Here is a 22,818-nt window from a genome sequence, read left to right on the forward strand (position 1 = left end):
TTGTAGCGCCGGGCATCGCCCGGCGGGGCTTGGCCGGTAATGCCCCAGCGGGGTGTTGCCCCGCGCTACGACAGCGGGGCGTCGGTCTGCATGTCCCGGCTGCCGCGCAGGTACCAGCCGGGGCGCTCCGGATCGGGGACGAATACCGTGCAGTGCTCCATCGGGCGCCGGTAGACATGCACCGAGACCGCGATCTCCGTGTCGCTGGCGTTGCGCAGCACATGGAACTCGTCGGGCGGGATCAGGTTGCCGGCGCTGCCGCGTTCGCCGGTCAGGGTCGGCAGGGGCTGGAAGCGGCAGGCTTCGCCACGGGCCTCCAGCAGCCGGTAAGGGGTGATGCGCAGGGCACCGCGCCAGACGCCTTCCACGCACCACAGGCCATCATGGTCGTGCAGCGGCGTGCCCTGCCCCGGCCCCCAGGTCATGGCGATGATGCTGTAGCCATGGCGCGCGCTGCGGTACAGCTCGCGGCGTGCGTAGTGGTCGGTGATCGGCTCGTGCACGCAGTCCGGAAGCACGATCGCCGGATCGGCGATGGCCTGCGACAACGCCTGTTCGACCCGCGCCACCGCCGCGGCAATGTCGGGCGCGAGGACCGCCGCATCGATGGCCTCCACCAGCCGGTCGCGGCCGGTGAAGTCGGGGAAACGGGTTGCATCTGAAATCATGCCGCCAGTCTAGGGCAAACCAGTGAACATTCCGTTCGCCGTCCGGCATGATCCGATGGCATGTCCGGTTCATGAGGTACCGCGCTGCACGAATGGCACCTGCGCATAGAGCCGGCGCTCGCCGCCGCGCGGGTCGTCCTGCAGGCGGCTGTCGCGGTCGAACACCAGGGTCTGCCGGCGTTGCAGCGAATAGGGTTCCCAGTGCGGCAATCCGCCCTGGCCGGGATCGCCATGGCGGGCGAAGGCCAGCAGCGCGTCGCTCATCGCATCGGCCATGCGCGTGGCCGATGCGGAGCTGCCTGTGCGCGAGCCGGGCTGGTGCGTGTTGTGGAACACCAGCGGGATGTCCAGCGTGTGGAAGGCGCGCAGCCGTTCCGCCTCGCCGCCATGGTCGTACCAGTCCAATTGGTAGGCCCAGGTCGGCGCGCCCTGCCGCGCACGCGCTTCCAGTTCCTCGACCGCGCCGCGCCAGGAGCGGCCGGCCGTGGTTGAGGCGAAGAACACTTCCGACGGCGTGTAGTGCGGGTACATCCGCCGGTAGGCGGCGATCACCACCGACGGCAGCAGGTCCACGAACTGCTCTTTCTCCAGCTTCGCCGGCAGCTCGTCCCAGTCCAGCTCGAAGTTGCGCGCATCGTGGCCGAGGAAGGCGCGGGTCTCGTCGTGGGTATTGCCGATGACCATGGGAACCGCCGCCGACTGCACGGGGGCCTGCGGCCAGAACGGATGCACGGGCAGGTGGTGCGCATCCAGCACCGGGCCGAAATACAGGCCGGTGTCCTCGACCCATGAGGGGTCGCGCAGCTTCACCGCTTCCAGCAGCTTTTCCATCGGCAGCGTGCGCAGCGCCTGCGGGTCGTGCAGATGGAAATGCTCCAGCACCTTCCGCGCGCGCTGCGTGGCCGCGCGCGGGCCGGCCGCGGTGACCTGCTGGCCGCTCATCGTCCAGGCGCGATGGAACAGGCCGCGCGCCGCCGGCATCGCCATCAGCGTGGCGATCTTGGCGCCGCCGCCGGACTGGCCGAACACGGTGACGTTGCCGGCATCGCCGCCGAACTCGGCCGCATGCTGGCGTACCCATTGCAATGCCTGGACCAGGTCGAGCTGGCCGGCGTTGCCCGAATCGGCGAATGCGTCGCCGCCGAGGCCGGCCAGGTACAGGTAGCCGAACACGTTGAGGCGATGGTTGACGGTGACCACCACCACGTCGCCGCGTCGGCACAGGTTGCCGCCGTCGTACAGCGGATCGCTGCCCGAACCGTTGTTGTAGGCGCCGCCGTGGAGGTAGACCAGCACCGGGCGGCGGCCGCCGTCGCGCAGGGCCGGCGTCCATACGTTGAGATAAAGGCAGTCCTCGCTGCCTGGCCCTTCGCCACTGGTCTGTGGTGCGGCGGAGCCGTAAGCCAGCGCATCACGCACACCGTGCCAGGGCGCTTCCAGTGCCGCCTGCTGGAAGCGCCGCGGCGCGGTATCGGCGCCATAGGGGATGCCGCGGAAGACGTGGGTGCCCTGCTCGGTCTGGCCGGCGACGCGGCCGCCGCGCACGCGCGCGATCGGGCTGGCCTGCCCGCGCGCGGCCGCGGCCGGCAGGGCGGCGCCTAGCGAGACCAGCGCACCGGCGCGCAGGAAGCAACGACGGTGCGGGTCGTCGGGCGCGGCGGTCATGGTGCGGTCTCCGCCGACTGCGCGGTGATCCAGTCCAGCGCCAGCCGCGGCCAGGCGGCGGTAGTCAGGCCGGTGATGCCGCGCGTGCCGAAGCCGTGCCCGCCGTGCGGAAACACATGCAGTTCGGCCGGTACGCCGGCCTGGCGCAGCGCGGCGTAGAAAGCCAGGCTGTTGCCGACCGGCACCGCTTCGTCGTCGCCGGCATGCACCAGGAAGGTCGGTGGCGTGTCGGCGCGGACCTGGTGCTGCATCGAGTAGCGCCGCTGCAACGCCGGTTCCGGCTGCGGACCGAGCAGGCGTTCGTGCGAGCCGGGGTGCGCATCCGTGCCGGCCATGTCGATCACCGGGTACACCAGCAGCTGGAAATCCGGGCGGGCGCTGACGCGGTCGATGGCGTCCGTCGCCGGGTACACGGGCTGCTTGAAGCCATTGCCGAGCCGCGCGGCAAGGTGTCCGCCGGCGGAGAAGCCGATCACGCCGATGCGCCGTGGGTCCAGCTGCCATTCCCCGGCACGGGCGCGGATCAGCCGCAGGGCGCGCTGCGCGTCGGCCAGTGCGGCGTCGCGGTCCTCGCGGCCCTCGCCGGGCAAGCGGTAGCGCAGCACGAACAGGGTGATGCCGCCCTGCTCGACGAAGGCCGGCACCAGCGCCGAACCTTCCTTGTCCAGCACCACGCGCTGGTAGCCGCCGCCGGGCGTGACCAGCAGCGCGGTGCCGTTGGGCCGGGCCGGCCGGTAAACGACCAGATAGGGCTCGCTGACATGGGTGATGTAGCGGTCCGGCAGCGCCGGGTCGGCACTGCGCTCAATGACCCGGGGCGCCTGGGCGAGCGCTTTGTCCCCCGGTGCCAATCCAGTCGGCCACAGTGCGATCCGCTGCGCCGAGCCAGGTACCGGCTCACCGTCCGCGCTGGCTGCCGCGGTTCCGGGGGAAAACCCGGGAAGCAGAATAAAAACCATGAATAACAACGATCTGCGGATGATGTTCGGGGACATGGGGAGTCTCGCGATGCGGAGCCGGAGGGGCTGTGATGCGTTGCGTATTGCCATATGACACCGGTTTACCATATACAGCACCCATGGCACTGTCGATGAGCAGTGCAGCAACGCCACCAGGAGAGCCACTTGAGCAACGATCAAGGCCGACAGGACCCGTCCGCCGCGCTGGACGACATCGCCCGCCACTTTGTGGAGGCGCGTCGTGCGGGGCGTTCGCTCGCGGAGTTTCCCGGCGCGATCCCCGCCGATCTGGTGACCGCGTACCAGGTGCAGGACCTGGCCATCGGCCGCTGGGATGACGCGGTGGTCGGCTGGAAGGTCGGCTACATCGCCGCCGAGCGCCGCGACGAATCCGGGGACGAGCGCCTGCTGGGCCCAGTGTTCTCGCGCAAACTCTGGAATGCCACCGGTAGCATCGTGGAGATACCGGTGTTCTCCGGCGCCGGCGGTTTCGCCGCAGTCGAGGCCGAGTACGTGCTGCGGCTCGATGCCGACGCGCCCGCCGACAAGCTCGACTGGACGCCGGACGAAGCCGCCGCCCTGCCCGCGCGCCTGTTCACCGGCGTGGAGGTGGCCAGCAGCCCGCTGGCGACGATCAACGTGCTGGGGCCGCGGGTGGTGGTTTCGGACTTCGGCAACAACAATGGGCTGGTGCTGGGCACGGAGATCGTGGACTGGGCGCGGCTGGACGAAGCGCGGCTGCTGGCGCGCACCGAGATCGACGGCAACGTGGTCGGCATCGGCGGCGCCAGCAACCTGCCCGGCGGCCTGCGCGCGGCTTATGCATTCGCGCTGGCGCGCTCGGCGCGCCGCGGCCGGCCGTTGCGCCGTGGCGACCTGATCGCCACCGGCAACGCCACCGGCATCCACGACATTGCGGTCGGCCAGCAGGCCGTGATCCGCTTCGAGGGTTACGGCGAGATTTCCTGCAGGGCGGTGGCGGCCGGCTGACCGGCGCACACGGCGGACATGCGTGGAGGGGGTTCGATGATCAATCGCAGAGGTTTCCTTGCCACCAGCCTGGGCGCGCTTGCCGCGCCGGCGCTGGTGGCCTGTTCGGGCAGCGGCCGCCAGACCAGCGGCGATGGGCGCGTGCTCACCGCCACCGACGTCCACGTGGCCGACTACCCCACCGTCACCGCGGTCAAGTGGATCGGGCAGGAGCTCGAACGCGAGACCGGCGGCCGGCTGCGGCTGGCGCAGTACCACTCCGGCCAGCTCGGCCGCGAGTCGGAGGCGATCGACATGGCGCGGTTCGGCGCCATCGACATCACCCGGGTCTACTCCGGCGCGCTGAACAATGCCTTCCCGCTGACCCAGGCGCTGTGCCTGCCCTACGTGTTCGACTCGGTCGCGCACATGCGCCGCGCACTGGACGGCGGCATCGCCGATGCGGTGCTGGCCGGCTTCGAGAGCCGCGAGCTGGTCGGCCTGGCGATCTACGACTCGGGCGCGCGCTGCTTCTACAACACCAAGCACCCGATCGTGGAACCGGGCGACCTGCACGGCCTGAAGCTGCGCGTGGCCAGCTCGGACATCTTCCTGCAGCTGATGCGCCTGTTCGGCGCCAACCCGACGCCGATGTCGCTGGGCGACACGTTCTCCGGCATGGAGACGCACATGATCGACGGCGCCGAGAACAACATGCGCAGCTTCCACTCCAGCCGCCACTTCGAGGCCGCGCACTACTGGTCGGAAAGCCAGCATTCGTACGCGCCGGACGTGCTGCTGATGTCGCGGCGCAGCTTCGACGCGCTGGCGCCGGGCGACCGCCGCCTGCTGCTGGACCTGGCGCGGCAGTCGGTGCAGGTGATGCGCGGCGAATGGGATGCCTCCGAGGACAAGGCCCGCCAGGCGGTGCTCGCCCATGGCGTGAAAGCCAACGCGGTGGACATCGCCGCATTCCGCGATGCCGCCGCGCCGCTGCTGCGCGACTACCTGCGCCAGCCGGAGATCGCCGCCCTGCACCGCCGCATCCGCGATTTCGCCTGAGGGCCCGCATCGATGACCGAGTCCAATCCCCGCTCTACCCCGGCCGGCCTGCAGCGCGCGCTGGAAGCGCTGGCCACCGCCGTCATCCACGTCGCCGTCGTCGCCCTGCTCGGGCTGGTGGTGGTGCAGGGCTGGCAGGTGTTCGCCCGCTACGTCATCAACGATTCACCCAGCTGGACCGAACCGGTCACCCTGCTGCTGCTGAGCACGGCGATGAGCATGGGCGCGGCCGCCGGCGTGCATACCAACCGCCATTTCGGCTTCTTCCTGCTGGCTGACCATCTGCATCCGCTGGCCCGGCGCGCGGTCGATGCGGTGGTGCCGCTGGTGGTGGCCGCCATCGGCGCGGTCATCGCCTGGTGGGGCTGGGCGCTGTGGATCGACGGCCTGCACATCAAGGCCGCCGGCGCCAACCTGCCGCAGAGCGTGAACTACCTGCCGTTGAGCGTCGGCGGCGCGCTGATGGTGGTGTTCGCCCTGAACCGGCTGCTGCTGGCGCTGCAGCCGGCCGCCCTCGAAGGAGACCGCTGAACCATGGGCATCGCAATCCTGTTCGCCGTGTTCGGCGCGCTGCTGCTGATCGGCGTGCCGGTGGCCTATGCGCTGGCCGCCGCCGCGCTGGCCACCCTGCTCTATCTCGACCTGCCCAGCGTGGTGCTGGTGCAGCAGATCTCGGCCGGCACCGGCTCGGCGTCGCTGATCGCCATTCCGCTGTTCATCTTCGCCGGCGAGATCATGATGCGCGGCGGCATCTCCGAGCGCCTGATCGCGCTGGCCGCCTCGCTGGTCGGGCGCCTGCGCGGCGGCCTGGGCCAGGTCTCGATCCTGTCCTCGCTGTTCTTCGGCGGCGTCTCCGGTTCGGCCATCGCCGATGTCTCGGCGGTCGGCGGCACGATGATTCCGCAGATGGTCCAGCGCGGCTACGACCGCGACTTCGCGGTCAACGTCAGCATCACCGCGGCGCTGGTGGCGCTGCTGGTGCCGCCGTCGCACAACCTGATCCTGTTCTCGGCAGCGGCCGGCGGCGGCCTGTCCATCGCCGACCTGTTCGCCGCCGGCGTGGTGCCGGCGCTGCTGATGACCGTGGTGCTGATGGTCACCGGCTACGCCGTGGCGCGCCGCCGCGGCTATGGCGTGGAGCCCTTCCCGGGCCTGCGCGCGGTGCTGCTGCGGCTGATCGCCGCCCTGCCCGGCCTGGGCCTGGTGGCGCTGATCTTCGTCGGCATCCGCGCCGGCATCTTCACCGCGGTCGAGTCGGCCGCCATCGCCGTGGTCTACGCGCTGCTGGTCACCACCGTGCTGTACCGCCAGCTCGACTGGAAGGAATTCATGGCCACGGTGGTGCATGCCGCGCGCAGCACCGGCGTGATCCTGTTCGTGATCGCCACCGCGGCGGTGTTCGGCTGGCTGCTGGCCTACCTGCAGGTGCCGGCGGCGGCGGTGGCGTTCCTGCAGTCGTTCGCGCACGGCAAGTTCATGGTGCTGCTGATGATCGTGGTGATGCTGCTGCTGCTGGGCACCTTCATGGACCTGGCGCCGATGATCCTGATCTGCACGCCGATCTTCCTGCCGGTGGCCAAGGCCTATGGCATCGACCCGATCCACTTCGGCCTGGTGCTGGTGCTGACCGGCGGCCTGGGCCTGGTGACGCCGCCGGTGGGCTCGGTACTGTTCATCGGCACCGCCATCGGCAAGATCACCGTCGGCCAGAGCATGAAGACGATCTGGCCGTTCTGGCTGGCCGGGCTGGGCGTGCTGCTGGTGGTGGCGTTCTTCCCGCAGCTGTCGCTGTGGCTGCCGGCGCTGCTGCGCAGCTGAGCGCCATCGCGGCCGGGACCGGGCCGATGATTCCGGCCCGGGACGGCGTCTCGGGCTAACATCACGGTCTGGCGCGGGTTACCGGCCCTGCCGTCGGCGGACTCCGCCGCGCCACCCATTCGTCGCGCCCCGTCGGGCGCGGCCCCGCCCGAACCCGTTCCGCTGGATGGTTTGCAAGGACATGTCATTGCGCAAGAAGGCCGATTCCGACGCCACGACCCGGCCCCTGGGCCGGGCCGCGACCATCAACGACATCGCGCGCCTGTCCGGCGTCTCCAAGAAGACGGTGTCGCGGATCATCAACAACTCGCCGCTGGTGCGCAAAGACACCCGCGAGAAGGTCGAGGCGCTGATGCGCGAGGTGGGCTACGCGCCCGATCCGCTGGCGCGCGGACTGGCGTTCCGGCGTTCGTTCCTGATCGGCATGGTCTACGACAACCCCACCGCGCAGTACGTGGTGGACATGCAGTACGGCGCGCTCGACGCGCTGCGCGGCTCCAGCTTCGAGCTGGTGGTGCATCCCTGCGACACGCGCAGCCCCGGCTACATCGAAGGGGTGAAGCGCTTCGTGCAGCAGCAGAAGCTGCACGGCGTGATCCTGGTGCCGCGCGCCTCCGAAGACCAGGCGCTGGCCGACATGCTGGAGGAGATCGGCTGCCGCTATACCCGCATCGCCTCGCTGCCGCTGGACGACACCTCGCAGATGGTGATCACCCACGACCGCGACGGCGCCGCCGAAGCCGCCGACTACCTGCTCTCGCTTGGCCACCGCGACATCGCCCTGATCACCGGCCCGTCGGCCTACCGTTCGGCGCACGAACGCACCGCCGGCTTCATCGACGCGTTGGAGCGGCGCGGCATCGAACTGCCGCCGGCGCGCATCATCGAAGCCGGCTACACCTTCGAGTCCGGCGTGGCCGCGGCGGAGAAGCTGCTGCTCGGCAAGCAGCGCCCGACCGCCATCTTCACCGGCAACGACGAGATGGCCGCCGGCGTCTACAAGGTCGCCATGCGCGCCGGCATCAACATTCCGCGCGAGCTTTCGGTGGTGGGCTACGACGACAGCCCGCTGGCCTCGCGGCTGTGGCCGTCGCTGACCTCGGTACGGCGCAATACCCGTGACACCGGGCGTACTGCGGCGGCGATGCTGATCCAGCCCGAGGGCCAGGCCGCGTTGCAGATCGCCAGCGTGCGCCCGCACCTGATCGTGCGCGATTCCTGCCAGCCGCCCCTGGATTGACCCTCAACTCATTGTTCCGGAAAGGAAAGCCAGCATCCCGCGATGCGGAATGACACCGGTTTCCTAATTGGCTATGATGGCCCCGCACCGCATCCAGCGGGGTCCGTCCAGGACGGAACCGCGCCACCGCCGCGCCGTATCGCCCACCAGGCAAGGCGCGGCGCCGCAACCCACCCCCGTATCACCGCTCAGGGAGAGGAACACCATGACGTATCCATTCAGCCTCGAAGGCAAGGTCGCGCTGGTAACCGGTGCCAATACCGGTCTGGGCCAGGGCATCGCGCTGGCGCTGGCCGCCGCCGGCGCCGACATCGCCGGTGCCGGCATCGTCCCGGCCGAGGAGACCGCCGCCAAGGTGCGCGCGCTGGGCCGCCGCTTCCTCAACATCGAGGCCAACCTGATCAGCATCGAGCCGGTCGAGCGGGTAGTGCGCGAAACCGTCGAGGGCCTGGGCGGGCTGGACATCCTGGTCAACAACGCCGGCCTGATCCGCCGCGCCGACGCGGTGGAGTTCAGCGAGAAGGACTGGGACGACGTGATGAACGTCAACATCAAGTCCGCGTTCTTCATGTGCCAGGCCGCCGGCAAGCATTTCATCGCCCAGGGCCGCGGCAAGATCATCAACATCGCCTCGATGCTGTCCTTCCAGGGCGGCATCCGCGTGCCGTCCTACACCGCCTCCAAGAGCGGCATCGCCGGCATCACCCGGCTGCTGGCCAACGAGTGGGCGCAGCGGGGGGTGACCGTCAACGCCATCGCCCCCGGCTACATGGCCACCGACAACACCGCGCAGCTGCGCGCCGACGAGGACCGCAACAAGGCGATCCTGGATCGCATCCCGGCTGGGCGCTGGGGCAGGCCGGAAGACCTGGGCGGCACCGCCGTGTTCCTGGCGTCCAGCGCTTCGGACTACGTCAACGGCGCGGTCATCCCGGTCGACGGCGGCTGGCTGGCGCGCTGATCCGGCATTCCCCCGGCGCGCGGCGACGGGCGCGCGCCACGCATTCCCCTTATCGAACAGAGAGTCACGCAATGAAGATCGCCTTGATGCAGGAGTTCAGCCAGGCCGCCAAGAACCCGGTGGTGCTGGAACAGCTCAACACCGTCGCCGCCGCGCAGGGCCACGACGTGTTCAACGTCGGCATGGACGGTGACAACGACCACCGCCTGACCTACATCCACCTGGGCATCTGCGCCGCGCTGCTGCTCAACGCCAAGGCGGTGGACTTCGTCGTCGCCGGTTGCGGCACCGGGCAGGGCGCGATGATGTCGCTCAACGCATGGCCGGGCGTGTACTGCGGCTACTGCATCGAGCCGACCGATGCCTTCCTGTTTGCCCAGGTCAACAGCGGCAACGCGCTGTCGCTGCCGTTCGCCAAGGGCTACGGCTGGGGCGCGGAGATCAACATCCGCTACATCTTCGAGAAGGCCTTCGCCGGCGAGCGCGGCCAGGGCTACCCGGCCGAGCGCAAGGAGTCGCAGATGGCCAACGCCGGCATCCTGGCGCAGGTGAAGCAGGGCGCCTCGAAGGATTTCATCGCCGGCCTGAAGTCGATCGACCCGGAACTGGTGAAGCAGGCCGTCGGTGGCGCGCGCTTCCAGAAGGCGTTCTTCGACAACGCGCAGGACGCGGAGATCGTGGCCTACGTGAAGGGCGTGCTGGGCCAGTAAGGGCAGGGCACGGAACCCATGGACGAGGGCGCCTGCGGGCGCCTTCGTCGTTTCCGGGTGTCGTCGTCGTCGATGCCCCGGCGGCACCCGGCTGGTAGCATGTCCACCCCCGAAATCCAGGCGCCGTCACCCATGGCCGACTCCAAGAACCCGTCCGTCACCCAGGCCCAGGCCGAAGAGGCCGTGCGCACCCTGCTGCGCTGGGCCGGCGAAGATCCCGCCCGCGAGGGCCTGCTGGATACCCCGCGCCGGGTGGCCGAGGCCTATGGCGACTGGTTCAAGGGCTACAACGACGATCCGCGCGAGTACCTGGCGCGCACCTTCGAGGAAGTGGCCGGCTACGACGAGATGATCGTGCTGCGCGACATCGAGTACGAAAGCCACTGCGAGCACCACATGGCGCCGATCATCGGCCGCGTGCACGTGGGCTACGTGCCCAACGGCCGCGTGGTGGGCATCTCCAAGCTGGCGCGGGTGGTCGAGGCCTATGCGCGCCGCTTCCAGGTGCAGGAGAAGATGACCGCGCAGATCGCCGACGTCATCCAGGACGTGCTGCAGCCGCTGGGCGTGGGCGTGGTGGTGGAAGGCTCGCACGAGTGCATGACCACCCGCGGCATCCACAAGCGCGGCGTCAGCATGGTCACCTCGCGCATGCGTGGCAGCTTCCATGACGACGCCCGCACCCGCGCCGAGTTCCTGCGCTTCATCGAAGTCGGCCACGCGCGGCGCTGAGCCGCCCGCTCTGCAGGCCTCTTGCCCCCGCGGGAGGAGGCGCCTGCGAACCCCGGGCCCGTGGCGCCTCCACAATGCGCAAGGGCGTGGGGGGAGCGGAACGACGCCTGCGATGCTGGAACTCCGATTTCCCCGCCGCCCTCCCATGACATCCAGGAACCACGGAACAAGCCCATGCACTACGTCGAATTGGTCGCAATGCTGGTCATCGTGCAGTACCTGTTCTTCGGCGCCCTGGTCGGCCGTGCCCGCGGCCGCTATGGAGTGAAGGCGCCGGCGGTGGTTGGCCACGAAGGTTTCGAGCGCGCCTACCGGGTGCAGATGAACACCCTGGAGCTGATGGTCGCGCTGCTGCCGGCGCTGTTCGTGGCCGCGCGCTTCTGGCCGGCGGCCTGGGTGGCGGGCATCGGCGCGGTTTACCTGGTCGGCCGCTTCCTCTACTGGCGCGCCTATGTCAGCAACCCGGGCAGCCGGGCGCTGGGTTTCGCCCTGTCGATGCTGCCGGTCATGGCGCTGCTGCTGATGGCCCTGGCCGGCGCCGTGCTGCGCTGACAACCGCGGCCCCGCTGGGGGCGGTGAAGCTCCGCCGGGCGCTGCCCGGCGCTACAGGGAACCGACACGATCGACCGCCTTGTAGAGCGGGGCACCGCCCCGCTGGAGCCTTCCCGGTGAAGCTCCGCCGGGCGTTGCGTCCGGTGCCGCAGGAAAACAAAGGGAGCCTTGCGGCTCCCTTTGTCGTTGTTGCCGGCGGCGGGGCTCAGAAATCCAGGCTGAGCCTGGCGTAGCTGTAGCGGCCGGGCAGGTCGTACGTGCCCGGGTCGTAGCCGTTGAGCGTGCAGCTCAGGCAGATCGGCGGGTTCTTGTCGAACACGTTGTTGACGCCCACCGTGATCTTCATTCCCTTCATCCACGCATCGGTGCGCCAGCTGACCTGCGCATCGTGCAGGGTGGTGGCGCCCAGCCAGTGCAGGTCCGCTGCGCTGTCGGTGCAGATCGGGAAGCCGTTGGCGCCGGCGCAGCTTTCGCGCAGGCGGTCGACGTAGCGCAGCGACCAGCTCGCGTTCCAGTTGCGGTAGTCCCAGTTGGCGGTCAGGTTGGACGTCCATTCCGGGATCGAGCTGTCGTTGACCTCCACGCCGGGACGCTTGGGCTCGGCCTGGCCGGATTCGTTGACCAGCTCGTAGCGGGTGACCCAGGTCGCCTTCCAGTCCAGGCCCAGCTGGCCCCAGCCGGTTTCCGGCAGCAGCCAGTGCGCGGTGAAGTCCCAGCCGCTGGTGTTGATGGTGCCCAGGTTGGCGAGGATGTCCTCGAAGCGGACGATCTGGCCGCGGTCGTTGCGGGTGTAGCTGGCGCAGGCCACCGCGTCGCGGCTGTCGATGCAGCGGTTCATGATCGCCTGCGCGTCGGGGGCCTGGATCGCGCCGTCGATGGTGTGCCGGTAGAAGGTCACGCCCAGGTCCAGCTTGCTGGCCCAGCTGCCGCCTTCGGCCCAGCCCGGGCTCCACACCGCGCCGGCCATGAACGAACGGCTCTTCTCCGGCTGCAGGTCGCGGTTGCCGGAGGTGACCACCGAGATCTGCGGGTTGACCTGCTCGTATCCCGGCGGCACGCCGTCGGCCACGCACTTGGGCGTGGTGGAGGCGGCGTTGTTGCACGGGTCCACCAGGGTCGCGTCGAAACGGCTCAGCGTGCCGTACAGCTCGCCGATCGACGGCGCGCGGAAGCCCTGCGCCCAGGACATGCGCAGCAGCAGTTCATCGGCCGGCTGCCAGCGCAGCCCGATCTTGCCGGTGCCGGTGCCGCCGAAGGTGGAGTAGTCCGAATAGCGGCCGGCCACGCTCAGGTCCACGCTCTTGCCCCAGAACCCGCCGCGCGCCAGCGGCACGTCGAACTCGGCGTAGGCCTCCTTCACCGAATAGCTGCCGACGGTGATGCCGGACGGCACGCCGTTGTACTCGCCGGCCACGGTGATCGGGTCGGGGTAGTACTCGCCCTTGTAGCGGCGCCACTCCGCGCCGGCGGCGAAGGACAGCGGCCCGGCCCACAGGTCGGCCAGTTCGCCGGTGATGTTGGCCGAGGCCTGGCTCAGCGTGTTCTTGCTGCGGTCGCGCACCACCGGCGAGATCCACGCCAGCATGTCCGCGGTAATCGTGCCGGGGCCGCCGAAGATGTTCAGCGGCACGCAGCCGGCGATGGCCGCGCAGGCAGCCGGATCACCCAGCGCCTGGTTGATGTGCTTGATGTTGTAGCTGCCGGTATTGGTCTGGGTGGCCTTGCTCTGGCTGGACATGGCATTGATGTCCCAGCTCCACGGCCGGCTGTTGACCTCGAAGCTGCCTTCCAGCCCGCCTGCGGCATACCAGGTCTTCACATCCTGCTCGTAGCGGCGTGGTCCGCCTTCGACCGGGCGGCGGCCGATCAGGAACAGGTTGGCGTCCGGGCCGATGGTGGTCAGGTCGAAACCGAACGGGTTGTAGCGCTGGTTGGCCGGGATCACCAGTTTGGTCTCGGCCCAGTCGTTGTACACGCCGGCATCGGTGCCGAGGAAGATCGGTTCCGGCGCGGCTTCGTTGGCCGATTTGCGCTCACTGTACAGGCCGCGGAACCAGCCGCTGGCGCTGGGCGAGAAATCGAAACGCACCTGGCCGAACACCGACTTGCGCTCGTTCGGCGTCAGCAGCAGGTTGTACGGGGCGAAGTTGAAGCGGTTCGCGGTAGTGAAGGGGATGAAGTTGCCGGGAAAGCCGGTTCCGGCGTAGTTGGCGCCGTTGGGCAGGGTGATGTTGCAGGTGGCGGACCCGGGAATCGGATTGCCGCTGTCGTCCTTGGCCAACGGGCAAAGCCCGCCGTAGGTGTTGTTGCCATCGGCCGGGGCGAAGACCGAGCGCCCCCCCGGCGTGGCCGAACTGCCATTGGCCAGGCCGGTGCCCGGCACCGGCTCGCGTGCCCACTTGTACTCGGCCGAGGAGATTTCCTTCTGCTTGAAATACGAAGCGCCGACGACCCACTGCGCACGGTCGCCGCTCTTGCCGAAGCTGAAGTCCACGCCGGTGGTGCCGCCGCCCTTGAGGTTGTAGTCGCCGTACTGGACCTCGACGTGGCCGCCCTGGACGTTCTTCTTGGTGATGATGTTGACCACGCCGGCGATGGCGTCCGAGCCATAGATCGACGAGGCGCCGTCCTCCAGCACTTCGATGCGCTCGACCAGCGCCAGCGGAATGGTGTTCAGGTCCACCGACGAGCCCACGCCCGAGCCGGATGATTCGTTGACCCAGCGGATGCCGTCCACCAGCACCAGCACGCGCTTCGGGCCGAGGTGGCGCAGGTCCACCGTCGCCGCGCCGGCGCCGACGCCGCCGCCATCGGGCGGGAAGCCGAAGTTGCCGCTGGAGTTGAGCTTGGTGCTCAGCGAGGCGCCGCTGGCGGTGAGGTGCTGCACCACGTCGGCGACCGAGGTGTAGCCGGTGCGGTCGATGGCCTCGCGGGTGAGTACCTGCACCGGGACCTGGGTCTCCAGCTCGGCCCTCTTGATGCGGGTGCCGGTGACCTGGATCGTGTCCAGGGTGCGGGCGGCGGTGGATTCCTGTGCGGTGGCGACGGCGGGCAGCAGGCACAACAGGGAAAGCTGTATGGCTCTGGTCAGGCGGTGCGGATGCAACGATAACGACGTCATCGGGAAGCTCCTTGGATTGCCGGACTACCTCGCCCGCCACCATGACGGGCGTGCGCGATTTGTAAGCAATTCGTTAGGAGCCTACAAGTGAATGCGCGGATGGGCCGACGGACGGCATCCGTCGGCCGAATACCGCCGGCTGCGGCCGCTCAGCGCGCTGAAAACCCGCCGTCCACCAGGTGGTAGCTGCCGGTGATGAACGAAGCCTGGTCCGAAAGCAGGAAGCAGGTCAGCGCCGCCACTTCCTGGGCGGTACCCAGGCGCCCGGCCGGATGCAGGGCGACCAGGCCGTCGTAGGCCGTGCGGTCCATGCCGGCCAGCAGCGGCGTGTCGATGAATCCCGGACCGACCGCATTGATGCGCAGTCCGCGCGCGGAATATTCCAGCGCCGCGGTCTTGGTCATGCCCACCAGCGCGTGCTTGGCCGCCACGTACGCGCTGGATCCGGCCCAGCCGTTGCTGCCGAGGATCGAGGCCATGTTGACGATGGCGCCGCCGCCATTGGCCAGCATCGCCGCGATCTCGTACTTCATCGAATGGAAAACGCCGTGCAGGTTCACGCCGAGCACGCGGTGCCATTCCTCCAGCGGGTAGTCGGCAGTGGCCAGGCTGGCGCCGCCGATGCCGGCGTTGTTGACCGCCAGGTGCAGCCCGCCGTACTCGGCGACGGTGGCTTCCACCAGTTGCCGCACCGCGTCGGGGTCGCTGACATCGAGCTGGCGTGCGCGCGCTGGCGTGCCGATGCTGGACGCCACTTGTTCGGCGGCATTGCGGTCGAGGTCGGCAACGACGACCTGCGCGCCGCTGGCGGCCAGTTGCCGGGCGACGGCCTCGCCGATGCCCGAGGCGGCGCCGGTGACCAGGGCGACCTTGCCGGAAAAATCCAGTTGCATGATGGGTCTCCAGGGCGGCGGGGGAGGGCCGCCATGCAGACCATCATCCGCATCGGCCGTCGCGGCGGCGTTGCGTTCGATCAAACCGGCGCGCCGCGTTCAGCCGGCGAACGTATCCCATGCCATGCGCGCGATCAGCACCACCACCAGCACCAGGAACAGCTTGCGGATCAGCGGCGTGCCGCCGCGCAGGGCCAGCCGCGTGCCGGTCACCGAACCGGCCACGTTGGCCACGGCCATCGGCACCGCGAAGCCCAGCAGCACGTTGCCGCTGGGCACGAAGAACGCCAGCGCGGCCACGTTGGTGGCCAGGTTGACCACCTTGGAGGCGGCCGAGGCGCGCAGGAAATCCAGGCCGAAGAAGCGGATGAACAGGAAAATCAGGAAGCTGCCCGTGCCGGGGCCGAAGAAGCCGTCATAGAAGCCGATCACCGCGCCCATCGCCAGGGCGATGGCCAGTTCGCGGCGACCGACCTCGCGCGGGCGGTGCATGGCACCGAAATCCTTCTTCGCCAGCGTGTAGCCGAGCATCACCACCAGCAGGGTCAGCACCAGTGGCCGCACTGCGTCCTTGGACAGCAGGCTGACCGCGGTGGCGCCGAGGAAGGCGAACACGAACGCCGTCGCTGCCGCCAGCAGCACCGGCCGCCACGGGAAGCGCACCGAACGCGCATAGCGCCACGTCGCCGCACCGGTGCCGAACACCGAACTGAACTTGTTGGTGCCCAGCAGGGCGGCCGGCGTGTGCTGCGGCAGCACCGTGAACAGGCCCGGCAACTGGATCAGCCCGCCGCCGCCGACCGCCGCATCCACCAGCCCGGCGATGAAGGCGATGGCCAGCAGCCAGGGCAGTTCGGCAGGCAGGAGTTCCAGCATGGTCGGACCTGAACGGGGGGCGCGACAGCATACGCCTGTACCGGCTGGTGGCGATGGCGCCATGGATGGGAAAATGCGCGCATGCAGATAGCTCCGGATTCTCCCTGTCCCTGCGGCTCCGGCCACGTCCATGGCCGCTGCTGCGCGCGCTGGCATGCCGGCGAGGCCGCACCCGATGCCGAAGCGCTGATGCGCTCGCGCTACAGCGCCTACGTGACCGGCAACGCCGGCTACCTGCTGGCGACCTGGCATGCCGGTACGCGGCCGGAGACGCTGTCGCTGGACGACGCGCCCGGCCAGCGCACGCAGTGGCTGGGCCTGGAGGTGAAACGCCACCGCGTCACCGGTGCCGACACCGCCGAGGTGGAATTCGTCGCCCGCTACCGGATCGGCGACGGCAGCGCCGTGCGCATGGCCGAACACAGCCGCTTCGTGCGCGAGGACGGCCGCTGGTACTACCTGGACGCGCTTGCCTGAACACTGGGGCGGCGCCGATGACGCCGCGCTAACCGGGCATGGCTAAGCTCGGGGCATGCAGATTTCCAGTGCCGCATTGCTGAAGACGTCCAGCGCTGCGACAACGCCACCCACGCTGGCGGAGCGCTACCGCGCCGTACGCCGGGCCAGCATGGCCCTTGCCGCGCCGCTCACGGCCGAGGACGCGATGGTGCAGAGCATGCCCGAGGCCAGCCCGGCCAAGTGGCATCTGGCGCATACCACCTGGTTCTTCGAACAGTTCGTGCTCGGGAGGCAGCCGGGTTACCAGCCGCTGCAACCGCAATGGCGGGCGCTGTTCAACAGCTATTACCAGAGCATTGGCCCGGCGCATGCGCGCGCGCAGCGCGGCCTGCTGTCGCGGCCGGCGCTGTCGCAGGTGCTGGAGTACCGCGCGCAGGTCGACGACCGCGTCGGCCAGTGTCTGCGCGCCGGCACCCTCGATGGCGAGGCGCAACGCCACCTGGAGCTTGGTCTGCAGCATGAACAGCAGCACCAGGAGCTGTTGCTGACCGACATCAAGCACGCCTTGTGGAGCAGTCCGCTGCAGCCGGCCTATCGCGACGACCTGTCCGCGCCGCCCACGTCGCCGGCAAGCGACGCCGCGCTGTGGATCGAAAGTCCGGAGCGCATCGTCGAGATCGGCGCGCCGGCCTGGCCCGCGCATGCGCGCTTCGCCTACGACAACGAATCGCCCAGGCACCGCGTGCTGGTGCCGGCGCATGCGCTGGCCGACCGCCCGTTGAGCAACGCCGAATACCGGGCCTTCATCGACGATGGCGGCTACCGCGATCCGCTGCTGTGGATGAGCGACGGCTGGGCGCAGCTGCAGGCAGGCCAGTGGCGCCGTCCGCTGTACTGGGACGAGGCGCTGGAGCGCGAATACACCCTGGGCGGTTGGCGCGCACTGGATCCGGATGCGCCGGTCTGCCATTTGAGCTGGTTCGAGGCCGATGCCTGCGCGCGCTGGGCCGGCGCGCGCCTGCCCACCGAGTTCGAGTGGGAAGCGGCGGCTTCGGCAAGGCCGCCCGCCGGCAACTTCGCCGATGCAGGCCTGCTGCACCCCAAGGCTGCGCCGGTCGCCGGGCCGGGCGTGCCGCGGCAGCTGTTCGGCGACGTCTGGGAATGGACCAGCAGCGCGTACGGCGCCTACCCCGGCTTCCGCCCGTTGCCGGGCAGCGCCGGCGAATACAACGGCAAGTTCATGTGCGGCCAGTTCGTGCTGCGCGGCGGCAGCTGCGCCACGCCGGCCGGGCATGTGCGCGCCAGCTACCGCAATTTCTTCCCGCCCGCGGCGCGCTGGCAGTTCGGCGGCCTGCGCCTGGCCCGGGACATCTGAGATGGACGCGCCGGACCCGCTGCTGGAGAGGCTGGTCGACCACCGTCCCGGCCGCGCCGCCATCACCGCCGACGTGCTGGCCGGGCTGTCGGCGCGGCCGCGCGCACTGCCGTCCAAGTATTTCTATGACGCGCGCGGTTCGGCGCTGTTCGAGGAGATCACCCGGCAACCGGAGTACTACCTCACCCGCACCGAACTGGCACTGTTGCGGCAGGTGCTGCCGGAGATCGCCGCACGGGTGGGACCGCAGGCGCGGGTGGTCGAGTACGGCAGCGGCAGCGGCCGCAAGACCCGGCTGCTGCTGCAGGCGCTGGGCGATGTAGTGGCCTATACGCCGGTGGAGATATCGCGCACCGCACTGGTGGACAGCGTGCGGGCGCTGGCCATGCAGTTCCCCGCGATCGAAATGCTGCCGGTGTGCGCCGACTTCACCGCGTTGCCGCCGCTGCCGCCTTCGCGCCGCACGGCACGGCGTACGCTGTTGTTCTTTCCGGGCTCGACGCTGGGCAACTTCGCCGAAGCGGCGGCGGTGTCGATCCTGCGCGGAATGCGCCTGGCCATGGGCCCGGAGGGGCTGGCGCTGATCGGCATCGACCTGGACAAGGATCCGGCCACCATCGAAGCCGCCTACAACGATGTGGCGGGCGTCACCGCCGCCTTCACCCTCAACCTGCTGGCGCGCCTGAACCGCGAGATCGGCAGCGACTTCGATCTTTCGGGCTTCGTCCATCGTGCCCGCTACGTGGTCCCGTCGCGGCGCATCGAGACGTCCCTGGTCAGCCGCCATGCGCAGGTGGTGCGTGTGGCCGGGCAGGCGTTCGGGTTCGAGCGCGACGAAGCCATGCATGTGGAATACAGCCACAAGTACGGCGACGCACAGTTCGCCGCGATGGCCGCCGCGGCCGGCCTGCGGGTAGGCGCGGCCTGGGATGCGCCCGCGCGCATGTTCGGCCTGCGCCTGCTGCAGCCCGCCTGACCTCCCACGGCGCGCGCGCTGCCTCTTATCATCGGGCTTCGTTCCAGGGTGTGGCGCCGCAGGGAGCCGTTGCATGAAATCTATCCGGATGCTGCCGGCGTTGGGCCTGGCCTGCACGCTTGCCATGGCGTCGCCGGCGCGGGCCGCCATCGCCGATTTCGGCAGCTGCGGCACGGGCCTGCGCGACGCGGCCATCGCCCAGGGCATGGCTGCCGCACGCTTCGACGCCCTGTTCGCCAGCGTCGCTCCCGACATGAGCGTGCTGCCGCTGCTCGATGCCCAGCCCGAATTCACCACGCCGATCTGGGATTACCTCGCCGCGCTGGTGGATGCGCAGCGCGTGGCCGATGGCCGCGCCATGCTGGCCACGCATCGCGAACTGCTCGACCGCATCGCCGCCCAATACGGCATCGATCCGGCCACCGTGGTCGCGGTCTGGGGCGTGGAAAGCGACTATGGCCGCATCGCCGGCAAGCGGCCCCTGCTGCAGTCGCTGGCGACGCTGTCCTGCAATGGCCGTCGCCAGCCGTTCTTCCGTGGGGAACTGCTGGCCCTGCTCAAGCTCATCGACCGCGGCGATCTCGCCCCCGACGGTCTCACCGGCTCCTGGGCCGGCGCCTTCGGCCAGACCCAGTTCATGCCGTCCACCTATGCGCGCATCGCGATCGATGGCGACGGCGATGGCCGTCGCGACCTGGTCGCCAGCATCCCCGACGCGCTGGCCTCCACCGCCAACTACCTCAAGCAGTCGGGCTGGCGCAGCGGCCAGCCCTGGGGCGTGGAAGTGCGTATTCCCGTCGGCTTCGACGCCGCCCTGGCCGGCCGCGGCAAGCGCCGGCCGCTGGCGGCATGGCGCGCGCTGGGCGTGACCCTGGTGGATGGCGGCGCGCTGCAGGCTACGGCGATGGCCGATGACAGCGCCGCCGCCCTGCTGCTGCCGGCCGGCGCCAAGGGCCCGGCATTGCTGGCATTCCGCAACTACGACGCGATCTATTCCTACAACGCGGCCGAAAGCTACGCGCTGGCCATCGCCACCCTGGCCGACCGCCTGCGCGGCGGCTACGGCCTGGGCGCCGCCTGGCCCACCGACGATCCCGGCCTGGGCCGCGACGGACGCCGCGAGCTGCAGACGCTGCTGCTCGCGCGAGGCCACGACATCGGCGCCGCCGACGGCATGGTCGGCGATGCCACCCGTCGCGCGATCCGCATCGAGCAGCAGCGGCTGGGATGGCAGAACGCCGATGGCCGCGCCGGCACCCGCATCCTGCAGGCCTTGCGCGATGCCCGGCCGGCGGCGTCCACGGTTTTCCGGCTGCCTGCCGGTTATTCGCAGTTCGTCCAGTCACCCACCGTGCGGAGCGATGTTTCGATGAAGGATGTGCAGGGCCTGAGCACAGGCGATTTCAAGGGCTTCACCGCCTGGAAGGTGGAAACGCCGTTCTCCACTGCGGCCATCAGCGTGTTCGGCGGTCAGTTGCTGTCGTTCGTGCCCAAGGGCGGCCGCGACGTGATGTGGCTTTCGCCCACCGCCAGGCAGCCGCCCACGCCGATCCGCGGCGGCAGCCCGGTGTGCTGGCCGTATTTCGCCAGGCAGGGGCAGGGCAACGACGTGCCGTCGCACGGCTTCGTGCGCACCGTGCCATGGGAACTGCGCAATGCGCAGCGTCAGGCCGATGGCAGCATGGTGCTGACCCTGGCGCCGCCAGCGCTGGAAGGCCTGTCGCTGCGCCTGACCATGAAGCTGCGCATCGGCCGCACCCTGGAACAGGAACTGCTCACCGAGAACACCGGCAGCCAGCCGGTCGTTTTCACCCAGGCGCTGCACAACTACTTCAACGTCAGCGATGCGTTGCAGGTGGACGTGACCGGGCTGGATGGCCTGACCTACCTGGACAAGCTCGACGGCGGCAACGCCCATGTCCAGCAGGGCGACTGGAACCTGCGCGACCCCCGCGATCCGGGCCGCAGCGACCGCATCTATACGCAGGCGCGCGGCCACTACGTGCTGCGCGATCCGGGCTTCGGCCGCAGCATCGACATCGCCACCGGCGGCAGCCATACCGCCGTCGTCTGGAACGCGGGCGAGGCGGCCGCGGCGAAGATGGACGACATCGGCGCCGGCTGGCGCAACTATGTATGCGTCGAAGCCGGCAACGTCGGTCCGGACGTGATCGAACTGGCGCCGGGTGGCCGCCACACCCTGAAGCAGGTGTTCGAGGTCAAGCCGCTGTAATGCTCCAGCTCGAAGCCGTTTCTCCAAGGAGAAACGGCCTGGCCCGCACGTCACTCGTGTACCGGCCAGGGCCGGCAGCGCCGGGCGCCGTCAGTGCGCAGGGCGGCGCAACGCCAGCAGGGTCACCACGCCGGCCACCAGCCCCCAGAACGCCGAACCGATTCCGGCCAGCGACAGCCCCGAGGCCGTGACCAGGAACGTCACCAGCGCCGGCTCGCGCTCGCCTTCGTCCTTCAGCGCCACTGCCAGGCTGTTGCCGATCGTGCCGAACAGCGCGATGCCGGCCAGCGTGGCGACCAGCTCCTTCGGGAAGGCGGCGAATACCGCCGCCACGGTCGCGCCGAACAGCCCGATCACGATGTAGAACGCGCCCGCGCTCACTGCCGCGGGATAACGCCGTGCCGGCTCCTCATGCACATCGCGGCCCATGCAGATCGCCGCGGTGATCGCCGCCAGGTTCAACGCGTATGCGCCGAACGGCGCCAGCACCGTGTTGACCGCGCCTATCCACCCCACCACCGGCGATATCGGCGCGTCGTAGCCCGAAGCCTTCAGCACCGCCACGCCCGGCACGTTCTGCGAGGCCATGGTCACGATGAACAGCGGCAACGCGATGCCGAACACCGCCGCCCACGACAGCGTCGGCAGGGTGAACACCGGCCGCGCCAACTGCAGCCGCACCTGCTCCATGTGCATCAGTCCCTGGCTGCCGGCGACCGTCGCGCCCACCAGCAGGGTCGCGATCACCGCATAGCGCGGGAACAGGCGGCGCCCGGCCAGATAGGTGGCGAACATCGCCAGCACCAGCAACGGCTGCGTGCCTACCGATACGAATACGTCCAGTCCGAAGCGCAGCAGTACGCCGGCCAGCATGCCCGAGGCCAGCGACACTGGAATGCGCCGCATGGCCTTCTCGAACACACCGGAGAACCCGGCCAGCGCTCCCATGAGCGCCGCCAGCACGAAGGCGCCGATCGCATCGGACAATGGCAGCGCGGTCGCGCCGACCACCAGCATCGCCGCCCCGGGCGTGGACCATGCCGTGACCACCGGTACGCGGTAGCGCAGCGACAGGCCGATGCAGGTCACGCCCATGCCGATGCCCAGCGCCCACATCCATGACGCGATCTCGGCCTGTCCGGCGCCCACGGCCTGCGCCGCCTGGAACACGATCACCGCCGAACTGGCGAAACCCACCAGCACCGTGATGAAGCCGGCGACGATGGCCGGCAGGGAAAGGTCGCGGAAGAACGAGCGCGGTGCGGGATCGGCCATCGTGCAGTCGGAAGCGGGGGAAGAACCCGCATTGTGGCCCAGCGGCACGGTCGGTCGCCTGCCGCACTCGCGGCCTATACAGAGGATGCAGCGGCCTCGATGTGGCATCCGCGGGAACGGTCTACCGGCGCTGCCCCGCGTCGCGCCTTGCCGATTGTGGCGTGAGGGAGTTTTTGAGGGATTTGTTGAAAAAAGAGATTGCACATTTCACAAAGATGTCTAGAATTCGCTCCCTCGCTTCACGGCGCCAGTCACTTCGGTGGCAGGGAGCAGG

20 protein-coding genes are annotated in these 22,818 nt (G+C 69.6%); 13 read left to right on the forward strand and 7 right to left on the reverse strand.

All coding sequences use genetic code 11. The features are described from left to right. Positions 1–65 precede the first annotated feature (65 nt). From ABB22_RS15825 to ABB22_RS15835, 3 genes are all read right to left on the reverse strand, one after another. Positions 66–668 carry a cysteine dioxygenase family protein gene (locus ABB22_RS15825; RefSeq protein WP_055768625.1) on the reverse strand — a complete coding sequence of 201 codons (603 nt, stop codon included), beginning with the start codon at positions 666–668 and terminating at the stop codon, positions 66–68. A 69-nt stretch (positions 669–737) separates the two neighbouring features. Next, the gene (locus tag ABB22_RS15830) at positions 738–2,333 is read right to left on the reverse strand and encodes a carboxylesterase/lipase family protein (RefSeq protein ID WP_055768623.1); all 1,596 of its coding nucleotides are present in this window, start codon (positions 2,331–2,333) and stop codon (positions 738–740) included. Beyond that, positions 2,330–3,292, reverse strand: coding sequence for an alpha/beta hydrolase (locus tag ABB22_RS15835; RefSeq protein WP_055768620.1), 963 nt, complete (start codon positions 3,290–3,292; stop codon positions 2,330–2,332). Before ABB22_RS15835 ends, ABB22_RS15830 begins: the two co-directional genes overlap by 4 nt. A 165-nt stretch (positions 3,293–3,457) precedes the next feature. Between ABB22_RS15835 and ABB22_RS15840 the strand changes: the two genes are divergently transcribed. The 9 genes from ABB22_RS15840 to ABB22_RS15880 all read left to right on the forward strand — a co-directional run bounded on the left by ABB22_RS15840 (position 3,458) and on the right by ABB22_RS15880 (position 11,336). Continuing rightward, complete coding sequence (locus ABB22_RS15840) at positions 3,458–4,282, forward strand: 2-keto-4-pentenoate hydratase (protein ID WP_055768617.1); 825 nt, start codon at positions 3,458–3,460, stop codon at positions 4,280–4,282. Positions 4,283–4,318: 36 nt separating this feature from the next. Then, positions 4,319–5,323: a TRAP transporter substrate-binding protein gene (locus ABB22_RS15845; RefSeq protein WP_082443584.1), complete on the forward strand. Its 1,005-nt coding sequence runs from the start codon at positions 4,319–4,321 to the stop codon at positions 5,321–5,323. Positions 5,324–5,335: 12 nt separating this feature from the next. Continuing rightward, positions 5,336–5,854, forward strand: a complete 519-nt coding sequence (locus ABB22_RS15850; RefSeq protein WP_055768611.1) for a TRAP transporter small permease — start codon at positions 5,336–5,338, stop codon at positions 5,852–5,854. A 3-nt stretch (positions 5,855–5,857) separates the two neighbouring features. After that, positions 5,858–7,141, forward strand: coding sequence for a TRAP transporter large permease (locus tag ABB22_RS15855; protein ID WP_055768608.1), 1,284 nt, complete (start codon positions 5,858–5,860; stop codon positions 7,139–7,141). Positions 7,142–7,322: 181 nt separating this feature from the next. Continuing rightward, positions 7,323–8,381, forward strand: a complete 1,059-nt coding sequence (locus tag ABB22_RS15860; protein ID WP_055768605.1) for a LacI family DNA-binding transcriptional regulator — start codon at positions 7,323–7,325, stop codon at positions 8,379–8,381. A 205-nt stretch (positions 8,382–8,586) separates the two neighbouring features. Beyond that, positions 8,587–9,342 carry a 2-dehydro-3-deoxy-D-gluconate 5-dehydrogenase KduD gene (gene kduD, locus ABB22_RS15865; RefSeq protein ID WP_055768602.1) on the forward strand — a complete coding sequence of 252 codons (756 nt, stop codon included), beginning with the start codon at positions 8,587–8,589 and terminating at the stop codon, positions 9,340–9,342. Between the two features lie 71 nt (positions 9,343–9,413). Next, positions 9,414–10,052, forward strand: a complete 639-nt coding sequence (locus ABB22_RS15870) for an RpiB/LacA/LacB family sugar-phosphate isomerase (protein ID WP_055768598.1) — start codon at positions 9,414–9,416, stop codon at positions 10,050–10,052. A gap of 132 nt (positions 10,053–10,184) precedes the next feature. Beyond that, positions 10,185–10,784, forward strand: a complete 600-nt coding sequence (gene folE, locus ABB22_RS15875; RefSeq protein ID WP_055768594.1) for a GTP cyclohydrolase I FolE — start codon at positions 10,185–10,187, stop codon at positions 10,782–10,784. 174 nt (positions 10,785–10,958) lie between these two features. Beyond that, a complete protein-coding gene (locus ABB22_RS15880) occupies positions 10,959–11,336 on the forward strand; it encodes an MAPEG family protein (RefSeq protein ID WP_055768590.1) in 378 nt (125 codons plus the stop codon). Between the two features lie 205 nt (positions 11,337–11,541). Here ABB22_RS15880 and ABB22_RS15885 read toward each other — a convergent pair whose 3' ends face one another. The 3 genes from ABB22_RS15885 to ABB22_RS15895 form a co-directional block, all read right to left on the reverse strand. Beyond that, complete coding sequence (locus tag ABB22_RS15885; protein ID WP_055768588.1) at positions 11,542–14,457, reverse strand: TonB-dependent receptor; 2,916 nt, start codon at positions 14,455–14,457, stop codon at positions 11,542–11,544. A gap of 149 nt (positions 14,458–14,606) precedes the next feature. Further along, a complete protein-coding gene (locus ABB22_RS15890; protein WP_425477814.1) occupies positions 14,607–15,353 on the reverse strand; it encodes an SDR family NAD(P)-dependent oxidoreductase in 747 nt (248 codons plus the stop codon). 96 nt (positions 15,354–15,449) lie between these two features. Continuing rightward, positions 15,450–16,226, reverse strand: coding sequence for a sulfite exporter TauE/SafE family protein (locus tag ABB22_RS15895; RefSeq protein ID WP_055768581.1), 777 nt, complete (start codon positions 16,224–16,226; stop codon positions 15,450–15,452). A gap of 81 nt (positions 16,227–16,307) precedes the next feature. Here ABB22_RS15895 and ABB22_RS15900 point away from each other — a divergent pair, with 81 nt between their 5' ends. The 4 genes from ABB22_RS15900 to ABB22_RS15915 all read left to right on the forward strand — a co-directional run bounded on the left by ABB22_RS15900 (position 16,308) and on the right by ABB22_RS15915 (position 21,269). Next, positions 16,308–16,703, forward strand: a complete 396-nt coding sequence (locus tag ABB22_RS15900) for a YchJ family protein (RefSeq protein WP_055768579.1) — start codon at positions 16,308–16,310, stop codon at positions 16,701–16,703. 79 nt (positions 16,704–16,782) lie between these two features. Beyond that, positions 16,783–18,060, forward strand: coding sequence for an ergothioneine biosynthesis protein EgtB (gene egtB, locus ABB22_RS15905; RefSeq protein ID WP_425477815.1), 1,278 nt, complete (start codon positions 16,783–16,785; stop codon positions 18,058–18,060). Between the two features lies 1 nt (position 18,061). After that, entirely contained in the window at positions 18,062–19,036 is a 975-nt protein-coding gene (gene egtD, locus ABB22_RS15910; protein ID WP_055768571.1) for an L-histidine N(alpha)-methyltransferase, read from the forward strand. A 73-nt stretch (positions 19,037–19,109) separates the two neighbouring features. After that, entirely contained in the window at positions 19,110–21,269 is a 2,160-nt protein-coding gene (locus tag ABB22_RS15915) for a lytic murein transglycosylase (RefSeq protein ID WP_055768568.1), read from the forward strand. A 90-nt stretch (positions 21,270–21,359) separates the two neighbouring features. Here the strand turns inward: ABB22_RS15915 and ABB22_RS15920 are convergent, their stop codons facing one another. Next, positions 21,360–22,544 carry a benzoate/H(+) symporter BenE family transporter gene (locus ABB22_RS15920; RefSeq protein ID WP_055768567.1) on the reverse strand — a complete coding sequence of 395 codons (1,185 nt, stop codon included), beginning with the start codon at positions 22,542–22,544 and terminating at the stop codon, positions 21,360–21,362. Between the last annotated feature and the right edge of the window lie 274 nt (positions 22,545–22,818).

The organism is Stenotrophomonas nitritireducens (assembly GCF_001431425.1).
GTDB classification, from domain to species: Bacteria; Pseudomonadota; Gammaproteobacteria; order Xanthomonadales; family Xanthomonadaceae; genus Stenotrophomonas; species Stenotrophomonas nitritireducens.

Coding starts and splice junctions, on each gene's coding strand:
- ABB22_RS15825 (WP_055768625.1), bottom strand. CDS start 668: ATGATTTCAGATGCAACCCGTTTCCCCGACTTCACCGGCCGCGACCGG.
- ABB22_RS15830 (WP_055768623.1), bottom strand. CDS start 2,333: ATGACCGCCGCGCCCGACGACCCGCACCGTCGTTGCTTCCTGCGCGCC.
- ABB22_RS15835 (WP_055768620.1), bottom strand. CDS start 3,292: ATGGTTTTTATTCTGCTTCCCGGGTTTTCCCCCGGAACCGCGGCAGCC.
- ABB22_RS15845 (WP_082443584.1), top strand. CDS start 4,319: ATGATCAATCGCAGAGGTTTCCTTGCCACCAGCCTGGGCGCGCTTGCC.
- ABB22_RS15850 (WP_055768611.1), top strand. CDS start 5,336: ATGACCGAGTCCAATCCCCGCTCTACCCCGGCCGGCCTGCAGCGCGCG.
- ABB22_RS15855 (WP_055768608.1), top strand. CDS start 5,858: ATGGGCATCGCAATCCTGTTCGCCGTGTTCGGCGCGCTGCTGCTGATC.
- ABB22_RS15860 (WP_055768605.1), top strand. CDS start 7,323: ATGTCATTGCGCAAGAAGGCCGATTCCGACGCCACGACCCGGCCCCTG.
- kduD (WP_055768602.1), top strand. CDS start 8,587: ATGACGTATCCATTCAGCCTCGAAGGCAAGGTCGCGCTGGTAACCGGT.
- ABB22_RS15870 (WP_055768598.1), top strand. CDS start 9,414: ATGAAGATCGCCTTGATGCAGGAGTTCAGCCAGGCCGCCAAGAACCCG.
- folE (WP_055768594.1), top strand. CDS start 10,185: ATGGCCGACTCCAAGAACCCGTCCGTCACCCAGGCCCAGGCCGAAGAG.
- ABB22_RS15880 (WP_055768590.1), top strand. CDS start 10,959: ATGCACTACGTCGAATTGGTCGCAATGCTGGTCATCGTGCAGTACCTG.
- ABB22_RS15885 (WP_055768588.1), bottom strand. CDS start 14,457: ATGACGTCGTTATCGTTGCATCCGCACCGCCTGACCAGAGCCATACAG.
- ABB22_RS15895 (WP_055768581.1), bottom strand. CDS start 16,226: ATGCTGGAACTCCTGCCTGCCGAACTGCCCTGGCTGCTGGCCATCGCC.
- ABB22_RS15900 (WP_055768579.1), top strand. CDS start 16,308: ATGCAGATAGCTCCGGATTCTCCCTGTCCCTGCGGCTCCGGCCACGTC.
- egtD (WP_055768571.1), top strand. CDS start 18,062: ATGGACGCGCCGGACCCGCTGCTGGAGAGGCTGGTCGACCACCGTCCC.
- ABB22_RS15915 (WP_055768568.1), top strand. CDS start 19,110: ATGAAATCTATCCGGATGCTGCCGGCGTTGGGCCTGGCCTGCACGCTT.
- ABB22_RS15920 (WP_055768567.1), bottom strand. CDS start 22,544: ATGGCCGATCCCGCACCGCGCTCGTTCTTCCGCGACCTTTCCCTGCCG.